The sequence below is a fragment of the Nocardia sp. NPDC052254 genome, from assembly GCF_040679495.1.
Lineage (GTDB): Bacteria > Actinomycetota > Actinomycetes > Mycobacteriales > Mycobacteriaceae > Nocardia.
On sequence record NZ_JBFAUW010000001.1, the window covers coordinates 389,841 to 401,799 of the forward strand.

Annotated in this window: 12 protein-coding genes; 8 read left to right on the forward strand and 4 right to left on the reverse strand. The window is 67.3% G+C overall.

Annotated elements, in window-relative coordinates; genetic code table 11:
* Positions 1 to 91 precede the first annotated feature (91 nt).
* A complete protein-coding gene (locus tag AB0L57_RS01720; RefSeq protein ID WP_364955428.1) occupies positions 92 to 1,960 on the forward strand; it encodes a Na+/H+ antiporter in 1,869 nt (622 codons plus the stop codon).
* A gap of 78 nt (positions 1,961 to 2,038) precedes the next feature.
* Positions 2,039 to 2,668 carry a TetR/AcrR family transcriptional regulator gene (locus AB0L57_RS01725; RefSeq protein WP_364955431.1) on the forward strand — a complete coding sequence of 210 codons (630 nt, stop codon included), beginning with the start codon at positions 2,039 to 2,041 and terminating at the stop codon, positions 2,666 to 2,668.
* A 13-nt stretch (positions 2,669 to 2,681) separates the two neighbouring features.
* Here AB0L57_RS01725 and AB0L57_RS01730 read toward each other — a convergent pair whose 3' ends face one another.
* Complete coding sequence (locus AB0L57_RS01730; protein ID WP_364955434.1) at positions 2,682 to 3,491, reverse strand: TetR/AcrR family transcriptional regulator; 810 nt, start codon at positions 3,489 to 3,491, stop codon at positions 2,682 to 2,684.
* A gap of 53 nt (positions 3,492 to 3,544) precedes the next feature.
* On the opposite strand from AB0L57_RS01730, the gene AB0L57_RS01735 reads away from it, so the two are divergent.
* On the forward strand, positions 3,545 to 5,026 hold the full coding sequence (locus AB0L57_RS01735) for an MFS transporter (protein ID WP_364955436.1): 1,482 nt from the start codon (positions 3,545 to 3,547) through the stop codon (positions 5,024 to 5,026).
* Here the strand turns inward: AB0L57_RS01735 and AB0L57_RS01740 are convergent.
* From AB0L57_RS01740 to AB0L57_RS01750, 3 genes are all read right to left on the reverse strand, one after another.
* Positions 4,935 to 5,615, reverse strand: coding sequence for a hypothetical protein (locus AB0L57_RS01740; RefSeq protein WP_364955439.1), 681 nt, complete (start codon positions 5,613 to 5,615; stop codon positions 4,935 to 4,937). The two genes, AB0L57_RS01735 and AB0L57_RS01740, sit on opposite strands and share 92 nt — an antisense overlap.
* Complete coding sequence (locus AB0L57_RS01745) at positions 5,612 to 5,962, reverse strand: hypothetical protein (protein ID WP_364955441.1); 351 nt, start codon at positions 5,960 to 5,962, stop codon at positions 5,612 to 5,614. Before AB0L57_RS01745 ends, AB0L57_RS01740 begins: the two co-directional genes overlap by 4 nt.
* A 246-nt stretch (positions 5,963 to 6,208) precedes the next feature.
* Positions 6,209 to 7,732: a DHA2 family efflux MFS transporter permease subunit gene (locus AB0L57_RS01750; RefSeq protein WP_364957231.1), complete on the reverse strand. Its 1,524-nt coding sequence runs from the start codon at positions 7,730 to 7,732 to the stop codon at positions 6,209 to 6,211.
* A gap of 214 nt (positions 7,733 to 7,946) precedes the next feature.
* Here AB0L57_RS01750 and AB0L57_RS01755 point away from each other — a divergent pair, with 214 nt between their 5' ends.
* The 5 genes from AB0L57_RS01755 (at position 7,947) to AB0L57_RS01775 (ending at position 11,949) form a co-directional block, all read left to right on the forward strand.
* Entirely contained in the window at positions 7,947 to 8,186 is a 240-nt protein-coding gene (locus AB0L57_RS01755) for a hypothetical protein (protein WP_364955444.1), read from the forward strand.
* Positions 8,187 to 8,200: 14 nt separating this feature from the next.
* The gene (locus AB0L57_RS01760) at positions 8,201 to 9,307 is read left to right on the forward strand and encodes an SPFH domain-containing protein (RefSeq protein ID WP_364957234.1); all 1,107 of its coding nucleotides are present in this window, start codon (positions 8,201 to 8,203) and stop codon (positions 9,305 to 9,307) included.
* A gap of 32 nt (positions 9,308 to 9,339) precedes the next feature.
* The gene (locus AB0L57_RS01765) at positions 9,340 to 9,723 is read left to right on the forward strand and encodes a cold shock domain-containing protein (protein WP_364955447.1); all 384 of its coding nucleotides are present in this window, start codon (positions 9,340 to 9,342) and stop codon (positions 9,721 to 9,723) included.
* Between the two features lie 94 nt (positions 9,724 to 9,817).
* The gene (locus AB0L57_RS01770; RefSeq protein WP_364955450.1) at positions 9,818 to 10,912 is read left to right on the forward strand and encodes an ATP-dependent DNA ligase; all 1,095 of its coding nucleotides are present in this window, start codon (positions 9,818 to 9,820) and stop codon (positions 10,910 to 10,912) included.
* Positions 10,909 to 11,949, forward strand: coding sequence for a DNA primase small subunit domain-containing protein (locus AB0L57_RS01775; protein WP_364955453.1), 1,041 nt, complete (start codon positions 10,909 to 10,911; stop codon positions 11,947 to 11,949). The genes AB0L57_RS01770 and AB0L57_RS01775 overlap by 4 nt, the downstream gene beginning before the upstream one ends.
* Positions 11,950 to 11,959 lie beyond the last annotated feature (10 nt).

An 11,959-nucleotide genomic window follows, 5' to 3' on the forward strand; every position in this document is an offset into this window, starting at 1 on the left:
GCTGCGGCATCGACTGCCAGGTGCGGCGCCGCACCGCCGCCGGATTCGCCCGGATGCGAGTGTCGGTCCGTGGAGCTGGCACGATAGGCGCGTGCATATCGCGTTCGGAATCGTGGTGTTGCTCGCTGGAGCGGTCGCGCTGGCGGCGCTGGCACGCCGGATCGGCATGGCCGAACCGTTGCTGCTCACCGTCGCCGGAGTGGTGGCGTCGTATCTGCCGTTCGTTCCGCAGATCGACATCGATCCCGAATGGGTGCTGCTGGGTCTGCTACCGCCGCTGCTCTACACCGCGGCGATCAGCACATCGCTGCTGGAGTTCAAGCCCAAGAAGCTCTCGATCACGCTGTTGTCGGTGGGCCTGGTACTGGCGACGACGTTCGCGGTCGCCGCGGTGGTGTGGTTGTTGCTGCCGGTACCGTTCGCGGCCGCGGTCGCACTGGGCGCGATCGTCGCGCCGCCGGATGCGGTGGCCGCGACCGCGGTCGCGCGCCGGGTCGGTATGCCGCGGCGCATCGTGACCCTGCTCGAGGGTGAATCGCTGTTCAACGACGCCACAGCGCTGGTGTCGCTGCGCACCGCGATCGCCGCGCTGGCGGGCAGCTTCAGTATGTGGCAGGCCGGCGGGGAGTTCGTCTACGCCGCTGCCGGTGGTGCGGTCATCGGCATCGTGGCCGCGGGTGTGCTGGTGTTGCTGCGCCGGCGCATCACCGATCCGGTTCTCGATACGGGGGTGTCGCTGCTGGCGCCGTTCGCGGCGTACCTGCCCGCCGAGGCCGTGCACGCTTCCGGGGTGATCGCGGTGGTGGTGTGTGGTCTGATCCTCGGCCAGGGGGCTCCGGTGTGGCAGTCGGCGGCCTCCCGGGTGGCCGAGCGCACCAACTGGCGCACCATCCAATTTCTGCTGGAGAGTGCGGTTTTCCTGCTGATCGGACTGCAGGTCCGCCATATCGTCGACGATGCCTGGAATTCCGGTCTCGACCGCACCACCATCGCGGTCACCGCGGTGGCGGTGCTGGTCACCGTCGTGGTGGTGCGGCCGATCTGGGTGTTCCCGGCGACCTATTTCTCCTGGTTCGTCGAGAGCCGCCCGCGGGGCAAGCCGCGCCCGGCCTGGACCGGGCCCGCGGTGGTGTCGTGGGCGGGCATGCGCGGAGTGGTCACCCTGGCGGCGGCGACGCTGCTGCCCGACGACACACCGCAGCTGGCAACGCTGAAATTGCTCGCCCTCGTCGTGGTCGGCGGAACCCTGCTCCTGCAGGGGATTTCACTGCCTGCATTGGTGCGCGTGCTGCAACTACGCGGTCCCAGCCGCGCCGAGGACGCCTTGCAGGAGGCGGCGCTGCTGCAGCAGGCCACCAGTGCCGGGCTCGTCGCCCTCGACGGCGCGATCGCCCCGGAGACCCCGCCCGAGGTCGTGGCCAACCTGCGTGAGGGCGTGGCCCGGCGCACGCACGCCGCGTGGGAGCAGCTGGGCCGGGCCGAATCGCTGCGCATCACCCCCAGCGGTGAGTATCGGCGCCTGCGTCTGGTGATGTTGCACGCCGAACGGGAGGCGGTACTGGCCGCCCGCGATGCCGGCGGAATCGACCACGAAGTCCTCGAACAGGTGATGACCTCGATCGATCTGGAGGAGTCGACGATCGACCGGATCGGTGAGGCCGACGACGACGAGCCCGGCGATCTGCTGACCGCACCGGTGACCGGCGGCTGTGAACATCTGGTGGCCGCACCGCACACCCACGTTCCCGATCACCCCGATGCCTGTTCGGAATGCCTCGCCGAAGGTCTCATGTGGGTTCATCTGCGCATGTGCCTGACCTGCGGTCACATCGCCTGCTGCGATTCCTCGGTCGGCAACCATGCCACCAAGCATTTTCACGGCAGCGAACATCCGGTGATGCGCAGTGTGGAGCCCGGTGAGACGTGGCGGTGGTGTTACGTCGACGAGATCCTCGGCTGACCTCGGTGCCGCCCGGTGGCGCCTCCGCCGCCCGCGCGTGGTGAGGCCGTGCCGGGGCGAACCGATAGGCTCGGCCGGGTGCAGACAGGTCAGGACTCCACCGGCAACGACACCCGTATCTGGGGTGGGACCACGCTCACCGAGCGTCGTGAGGCGCGCCGGACCGCGTTGCTGGAGGCCGCGCTGGACCTGATCGGGGAGGCCGGGGCGGGCGCGGTCACCATGCGGGCGGTGTGCCGTCGTGCCGGGCTGACCGACCGCTATTTCTACGAGAGTTTCACCAGCCGCGATGATCTGCTCGATGTGCTCTACCGCCTGGTCGCCGATGATTTCCGTGCACCGATGACCGCGTTCGCCGCCACCGCCGATCCCGCGCGTGATCGCGAGCTCGCCTCCGTGCTGGTCGACAAGGTGCTCGCCGATCCGCGCAAGTCGCGGTTGTTTCTGGTGGAACCGTATTCGAGCACCGGGTTGGGCCAGACCACGATCTCGGTGATGCCGACCTTCACCCGCCTGATCCAGGATCACCTGTTCACCGATATCGCCGATCCGATGCGCCGGCGAATGGCGGCGGTGACGATGGCCTCGGGTAATGCGGGGTTGTTCGCGGCATGGCTCAACGGGTCGCTGCGCGCGGACCGCGATCAGGTCGTCGATCATCTGGTCGAGGTGATCGGGGCCTATCGCAGCATGTATCGCGAGCGGTGATCGCCGGGCGCGGTCACCCGCGCTGTGCTGTGTGCCGCTGAGTATCGTTGCGCGGTAGCCGATCCGGATTCGTGGTTCGGTCGGTGCCGGGGTGTTCGGTGTGGGCGAGTCCGAGACCGCCGGTCGGGGGCAGGCCCAGGCGCGCGGCCAATCCGTCGAGCACACAGACCAGTCCGAAGTCGAAGGCCAGCGCCCGTGCCACCTCGGGGTCGGCGGGAACGGTGTCGCGGTAGTCCGCGCGCAACTGCGGATAGTCGGCTGCGAGCCGGTCGACCGATGCCCGGATCGCGTCGTGGTCGATCTCGCCACCGGCGTCCCTGCGGTAGCTCATCTCCGGAAGTATCTGTCCCAGAATGAAACTCATCAACACACCGGCGGCCAGATAGACGTCCTGGCCCGCGAAACCGGCGCGCAGACAGCTGCGGCGCATGCGATCGGTGAGGGCGAGGGCATTCGGTCCGATACTGGGGAGCCGCCCCAGCAGTGTCGCCGCCCAGGGGTGGGTGCGCAGGGTGGTGCGCAGGCTGTAGGCGAAGGTGGTGAAGACCTCCCGCCACTCCCGGCTCTCCGGCTCGGGCATCTCGACCAGGCCCCACATCTCGTCGAGGGCGAGCTCGAGCAGTTCGTGTTTGTTCGCCACGTACCAGTACAGCGAGGTGGCGCCGGCGTTGAGCCGGGCCCCGAGTTTGCGCATGCTCAGCGCATCGAGCCCTTGGGCGTCGAGTAGCTCCACGGTGGCCGCGACGATCTGATCGCGGGTCAGCCCGGATGTGCGGGGCGGGCGGGTCGGCCGCAGCCACACTGTGCTGATCGGTTCGGTCACGGCTTCACTGTAATTCCCTCGCACACTGTTCGAGTTCATCGTACGCTGCACCCGTGGAATCGAACACTGTACGAGAAACTGCGGGTGCACCCGAGCGCGATCCCCGACGCTGGTGGATCCTGGGTGTGCTGTGCCTGTCCCTGCTGGTGCTGATGATCGACGGCACCGTCCTCAACCTGGCCATCCCCTCGCTGATCCGCGAACTGGACGCCGGCCCGTCCGATATCCAATGGATCCTCGACGCCTACGTCCTCGTCTTCGCCGGACTCCTACTCACCGCCGGCAGCCTGTCCGACCGATTCGGCCGGCGCCGCATGCTCATCACCGGCCTGGCGGTCTTCGGCGCAGCCTCACTGCTGGCGGTACTGGCCACCGAACCGTGGCAGGTCATCGCCGCCCGTGCCGCGATGGGCGTGGGCGGATCCCTGCTGATGCCCTCGACCCTGTCGATCCTCATGACCACCTTCGACGACAGCGAGCGCCGCAAGGCGATGGCAGGCTGGTCGACGGTCTCCATGGTCGGCATCGTCGCGGGCCCCACCCTCGGCGGGCTCTTGCTGCAGCACTTCTGGTGGGGGTCGGTGTTCCTGCTCAACATCCCCGTCGCGATCCTGGCCATCGCCGCCGCCGTGGTCCTGATGCCCGAAACCTACGGCGAACAACGCCCGGTCGACGCAGCCGGCGTGCTGCTGTCGATCGTCGCACTGACCGCGACGGTGTACGTGATCATCGAACGCGAATGGAACATTCCGGTCATCGCCCTCGCGGTGCTGGCCTCGGCCGGTTTCATGTACTGGGAGTACCGCAGCCCCCATCCCATGCTGCCGCTGGCCATCTTCCGCAACCGCGATTTCACCGGCACCTGCCTGACGCTGCTGCTGATGGTCTTCGGCATGGGCGCGGTCATGCTCATGCTCACCCAGTACCTGCAGTTCGTTCTCGGCTACGGCCCGATGAAGGCCGGGCTCGCGCTGCTGCCCTACGCCGTGGCCGCCGCGGTGTGCAACGGCCTGGGCGCCACCCTGGGCAAGACGCTGAGCAACAAGACCCTGATCGTGTCCGGCCTGGCGGTGATGGCCGCGGCGTTCGTGGTCCTGGCCCAGGCCGACAGCTATCTCTGGGTCCTGGCATCGATGCTGGTGATGGGCATCGGCGGTGGGCTGGCCGGGCCCGCGGCCTATGCCGCGATCATGAGCGCCATCCCCCTCGAACACGCCGGTGTGGGATCGGCGATGAACGACACCATCCAGCAGGTCGGCATGGCGATCAGCATCGCGGTCCTCGGCAGTGTGCTGGCCGGGGTGTTCACCTCCCACATGCCCCCGGACGCACCCGCCGCCGCGCGCGACAACATCGGCAGCGCCTTCGCGCTGGGATTCGGCGATCCGGCGAAATCGGCGTTCACCTCGGCGATGTCCTACGGATCCTGGATCAGCGCCGGTTTCAGCCTCGCCGCGGCACTACTGGGACTGGTACTACTGCGTCATCGCGCGCCGCAATCGGATCAACAGTCCGAACCGGCAGCGGCGAGCTGAACCCCTCACCTCCGGTGTCGGCGCCCGGCGCACTCCCGGGTGCCGACACCGGACGGTGGGCCGCCCGCACCGGCAACCATCGCGAAAATCGTTCCACCAGTTGCAGTACCCCCAGGCGCACACATCCGGCCAGCACACTCTCGGCCAGCGCCATATCGTCCTCACGCAGCCCGTAGATCGACACGAGCACGCCGTGGCGCAGCGAATCGGCCAGCAGCCCCGGCCCCCGGCCGGGCAACGGCGTGTCGTGCACCAGCGCCGGACAGCCCGAATGCAGCACCACCGCCGCCTGCAACAACGCCGGCAATCCAGCCGCGGGCGCACGACGGCCCGCGGCCGCCGCGCCGATCAGCGCGCCCGGCAGCCGTTCGGCGCCACCGAGACAGCCCGGCTCGACCGCCTGCCACCGCTGCAGCGGCGGGAACCGATCACAGTCCGTCCGCCCCGACCAGCGCCGATACGCGCGCTCGAGCAGCACTCCGGCCGCATCGAGGCACCGCGATTCGTCTTCGACGACAACCAATTCCTGCAACAACCGGCACCGCAGGCCGCCGTCACCGTCCAATGGACCGATATCTGCAAGAGTCATAGCGCACCACCTGGACCGCGGGAAGATAACGAATCGGTCGCGGGCAGCGGTGCCCGCGAATGAGCGCGCCGCCAAGCGGATACGAACAGCGCCACCCCCGCGGCGACCGCCAGCACCACGGCCAGCGCCGCCAGCACCAGCGGCGTGGTCGCCGCATCGGTGCCCACCGCGCCGCGCGAGCGGATCAGCAACGCCGCGGCCAGCGGCCCGATCAGCGCGAGCCCGGCAGCGGTGAGCAACATGCCGCCGGTGGCCAGCGCTTCGGGAGGAAGCGAGCCCGCGGCAGGTGCGGAAACCTCCTTCGCAGACCCGTGTCGAGATCCCAGCAAACTCCTGTGCAGCGACATGACCTCCCCTTTCGATCACCTGCTCCGGGTGCAATTGAACTGGGAATTCAAAGGTACAACTCGAATCGCCGGTGCCTCACCGAAAGTGATCCAACTGTCACATGAAGATCGTCAGCAATTAACCAGCGACCGACTGTCGGGCACCGACCGGAACGACGAATGCCGCCCCGGTCGGCGGCCGAAACGCCAGCGCCCGGAACGGCATTCGATGCACGACGGCCCACCCGGCCGCGCGTGAGGGGAAGGTCAGTGCCCCATCAGCACCGGCGCATCCGCACCCTCCTGGGGCAACTTCGGTTTGGACCGGGGCAGGAATGCCGCCGGGATCAGGGTCACCGCGATCAGCACGACCGCCACGATGTAGGTGTGCGAGTAGGCCGTGGCGGCCTGCTCGAACCCCGTATCGAGCGCTCCCGGCGGCAGTTTCGCCGCGATCCCCGGGTCGAACTGCGATCCGATCGCCGCCTGCGCCAGCGGCTGATTGTCCAGCATGTTGGTCAGCACCACCGACATGATCGCGGTGCCGATCGATCCGGCGGCCTGGTTGACGATGTTCATCAGCGTCGACCCCCGCGCCACCTGCGCATGGGTGAGGGTCTGGATCGCCGCGGTCATGGTCGGCATCATCGTGCAACCCATGCCGAGGCCCATCACGAACAGCACCACACACATCAGCGGCAGCGAAGTGTCGGCCGAGAGCTGGGTGAAGAACAGCAGGCTCACCCCGATGACGGCCAGACCGGTGAGCACCACCTTGCCCGGGCCGATCCGGTCGACCAGCCTGCCGCCGATCGGCATGGTGACCATCGCACCCAGACCCTGCGGAGCGATGAGCAGACCCGTGACCAACGTCGACTTACCCTGCACCTGCTGCAGATAACTCGGCAGCAGCAGACCCGAACCGAAGAACGCCACCGCGAAGAACACCGCGGTCAGCACCGCGAAGGTCAACTGCCGGTTACGGAACAGATGCAAATCGATCAGCGGATGCTCGGTGCGCAGCGCGTGGAAGACGAAACCGATCATCAGCACCAGGCCGATCCCGGCGGGCACCAGCACTCGCGCCGAGGCCACGGTGTGCTGTTCGGGAATCGAGGACACACCGAACAGGAACAACGCCAGACCCGGTGAGGCCAGCAGCATTCCGAGCACGTCGAACGACTCCGACGGTTCCGGCCGGTCCGACGGCAGTACCACGATCGCGAGGATCAGCCCGATGATGCCGACGGGCACGTTGATCAGGAAGATCCAGTGCCAGCTGAAACTTCCGATCAGCCAGCCACCCAGAATCGGGCCCAGAATGGGGCCCAGCAGCATCGGCACACCGAGCACCGCCATCACCCGGCCGATCCGCTGCGGGCCCGCGGCGTGGGTCATGATCGTCATACCCAATGGCATGAGCATGCCGCCGCCGAGGCCCTGCAGGACGCGGAAGGCGATCAGCGACTCGATGTTCCAGGCCGTGGAACACAGCACCGAGCCGATGACGAAGAAGGTGAGCGCGAGCAGATACAGCCGCTTGGTGCCGAATCGGTCGGCTGCCCATCCCGTGAGCGGGATGACGCTGGCCAGCGCCAGCGTGTAGCCGGTCATCGTCCAGGCCGCGATCGCGTAGCTGGTGTCGAATTCGTGTTGGAAGGTCGGCAGTGCAACGGTCACGACGGTCACATCGAGGATCGACATGATCGCGCCGATCACGACCACGCCGGCCACCTTGAACACCGCGGCGTCCAGACGGCCGGATGCGGGATCCGTCGTCGTCGCCGGCATATCCGGAGGAGAGGTCACCGCTTCAGCCTGCCAGGCGACCGTCCGCTTGAACAGCCCCCTTTCCCAGGGGAGGCCATATCGAAACCTGCGAATTTGCGCCCTATTTGACCGATGTGACCGATATCTCGCATTCGGTGCGGCGCCTCCGCCTCACCACCACCGCACTACATTGAGGCCACACCGTTCATCGCCTGTCCCGCAAGGAGTTCCCACGATGGAGGACCCAGTACTCGGATCGACCGGTAAGCTCACATCGCCGATCCGGGGCGCAGGCATGCTCGGGGAGGTCCTGGTCGCGATCAGAGGGGGCACGGAACTGTACATCGCGCGATCCAGCGAACCCCTGGACGCCGGAACCACAGTTCTCGTGGTCGCCGTCCAGCCCGGCCGGATCGTGGATGTCATCCCGTGGATCCCACTCGACCTCGGACCGGGTGGGGACATGACGAATTAGCAAGGGAGACACCAGTGCTGGGCTACCACGTGCCCGATCCCGACGAAGCCATGCTGATCAGCGGCGGGCGCGTCAAAGACAACACCCCGTTCCGCGTCATCACCGGCCACGGCGCCTGGGTGATGCCGTTCTTCCGCAAGGTCAGCTACCTCTCACTCGCGATGTTCGAATCCGAGATCCAGGAGCGCTGCGTCACCAAACAAGCCATCCAGCTCGACGTCCGCGCCGTGATCGCGTTCAAGGTCGCCAACGACACCCCCTCGGTCGTCAACGCCGCCCAGCGCTTCCTGTCCGAACAGGAACGCGAGATGTCCGTGCTCACCGGACGCATCTTCTCCGGCCACCTGCGCTCCATCGTCGGCTCCATGACCGTCGAGGAGATCATCCGCGAACGCCAGAAACTCGCCGACGAGGTCCTCATCGCCTCCAAGGTCGAAATGGGCAACATCGGCCTGTGGGTCGACTCCTTCCAGATCCAATCCATCGACGACGGCGGACTCGGCTACATCACCGCCCTCGCCGCCCCACACAACGCCGCAGTCCAGCGCGACGCGCAGATCGCCCAGGCCGCCGCCTCCCAGGCCGCGGCCGAAGCCGAACAGGAATCACTGCGCAAACGCGCCGAATACCAGCGCCAGACCGAAATCCTGCAGGCCGAATACCAGCGCGACATCGACAAGGCCCGCGCCGAAGCCGGCCAGGCCGGCCCGCTCGCCGAAGCCATCGCCCTGCAGGAAGTGCTCACCGCACAGGCCGAACGCGCCCGCAAAGAAGCTCAACTGCGCGAACAGCAACTCCAGACCGAGGTCGTCAAACCCGCCGAAGCCGAAGCCGAACGCGTCCGCGTCCTCGCCCAAGCCGAAGCCGACCGCACCCGCATCCAGGCCGAGGCCGCCGCGTCCAACAACCGCATCGCACTCGACCAGCTGCTCATCGAACAACTCCCCGAAATCGTCAAACAAGCCGCCCAAGGCCTGTCCAACGCCAACCTCACCGTCCTCAACGGACCCGACGGCGTCAGCGAACTCGTCAACGGAATGGTCGGCCAGGGACTCACGGTATTCAACTCCCTGCAAAAGGCGCTTTCCACCGACAACCACTCCGACACACCGATAGAGTGACCGAACAAGACAGCAATGAGGAGCAGGTGTAGGTGTCGACCGGGAAATTGGTGTCCTTCGACAGTTCTCGGGGATTCGGATTCATCCGCCCCGAAGACGGCGGTCCCGACGTATTCGTTCACGTGAACGACATCGGCTTGGACGAGGACGAACTGCGACAAGGCCGGGTATTCGAATTCGAGGTCACCGAGGGCGACCGCGGGCCCAAGGCCATCAATCTCACCGCGGTCGGCGGCGCACCGCCACCACCGCGCCACCGCGGCCGCAGTAACGGGCCGCTCACCGCCGCCGAACACAAACGGCTCATCACCGAATTACTCCTCGACGCCAGCCCCGCACTCACCGCCGGGGAAATCGTCACCATCCGCGACCGGCTCACCGAATTCGCCGACCACCACGGATGGCTCGAGAACTGACCTCCCCCGGCCTACGATCATGACGACGGTCGCGGGCGATGAATTTCGCTCGCCCGCACCGTCGGCATGGTGAGACCGAGCCGAGGAGGATCGCGTGGACCTGCCCGTCATGCCACCGGTGAAGCCGATGCTGGCAAAATCCGCCGCCACCCTGCCCCGCGAGGACGACATCCTCTACGAGCCGAAATGGGACGGCTTCCGGTGCATCGTCTTCCGCGACGGCACCGACATCGAACTCGGATCACGCAACGACCGCCCCCTCACCAGGTACTTCCCCGAAGTCGTGCGCATGCTCGCCGCCGCACTGCCGCCACGCTGCGTCCTCGACGGCGAAATCGTCGTCGTCACCGACCACGGCCTCGACTTCGACGTCCTGCAGAACCGCCTGCACCCCGCCGCATCGCGCGTCGACAAACTCAGCGTCGAAACCCCCGCGAGCTTCGTCGCCTTCGACCTGCTCGCCCTCGACGACACCGACCTCACCACCACCGCATTCCACGAACGCCGCCGGCAACTCGAAACAATCCTCGCCACCCCGCACCCCGGCATCACCCTCACCCCCATCACCACCGACCCCGACATCGCCCAGGACTGGTTCACCCGCTTCGAAGGCGCCGGTTTCGACGGCGTCATGGTCAAATCCCGCGACCTGCCCTACCTGCAGGACAAACGCGTCATGATCAAGGTCAAACACCAACGCACCGCCGACTGCGTCGTCGCCGGATTCCGCTGGCACAAAGACGGCCAAGGCGTCGGCTCCCTGCTCCTCGGCCTCTACGACGAACAGGGCACGCTGCATCACGTCGGCGTCGCCAGCAGCTTCACCGCCGCCCGCCGACGCCAACTGGTCGACGAACTCGAACCCCTGCGCACCGACGCCCTCACCGACCACCCCTGGCGTACCTGGGCCGACGCCGCCGCACAAGCCAGAGCCGACGGCAAGATGCCCGGCGGGGTCAGCCGCTGGACCGGCGGCAAAGACCTCTCCTGGGAACCCCTGCGCCCCGAACTCGTCGCCGAGGTCCGCTACGAACACCTCATGGCGGGACGACTGCGCCACGGCGGACGCCTGGTCCGCTTCCGCGACGACCGCACCCCGCAATCGTGCACCTACGCTCAACTCGAGGAAATCGCACCCGCCGAACTCGGCGACATCTTCACCACCGCGAAAGCGCAGGCACCGCAATGAGCGAAGCCCTCGACATCGACACCGACGGCGTCACCGTCCGCATCACCAACCCCGCCAAGATCTACTTCAGCAAACGCGGCGAGACCAAACTCGACCTCGTCCGCTACTACCAGTCCGTCGCCGAACCCCTCATGCGCACCATCGGCAACCGGCCCGTTCTGCTCGAACGCCATCCCGACGGCGCCGGCGGCAAATCCTGGTTCCAGAAACGCGTCCCCAAATCGGTCCCCGACTGGCTACAAACGGTCACGGTGTCGACACCCAACGGGACCACCAGCGACGCCCTCGTAGCCGCGAACCTCGCCCACATCCTCTGGGCGGTCAACCTCGGCTGCCTCGGATTCCACGTGTGGCCCAATCACGTTCCCGCAGGCGGCGTTCCAGCCCGCACCGACGGCGAGATCGGCGACCTCGACATCAGCGACGAACTCCGCATCGACCTCGACCCCTCCCCCGGCGTCGGATTCGACGATCTGCGCAACGTCGCCGTCCTCACCCGCGACCTACTCGCCGAACTCGGCATCGACGCACGCGTCAAAACATCCGGATCCCGCGGCCTGCACATCTACGCCCTGCTCGAACCACTCTGGGACGGCTACCAGGTCCGCGCCGCCGCCGTCGCACTCGCCCGCGAACTCGAACGCCGCCACCCCGACACCGTCACCGCCCAATGGTGGAAGGAACAACGCGGCAGCCGCGTCTTCATCGACTACAACCAGAACGCCCCGCACAAAACGGTATTCGGCGCCTGGTGCGTACGCCCCAAGGTCGGCGCCCAGGTCTCCACACCGATCTCCTGGAACGCCCTCGACACCGTCGTACCCGACGAGCTCACCATCGCCACCGTCCCCGACCGGCTCACCGAACTCGGCGACCCCTGGGCCGACCGCGCCCCGCAAACCATCCAGCCGCTACTCGACATGTCGCGCCGCGACTTCGAATCCGGACTCCTCGACGCTCCCTGGCCACCGCAATACCCCAAGATGCCCAACGAACCCCCGCGCGTCCAGCCCAGCCGCGCCCGCACACCGGGCTGAACCACGCCGC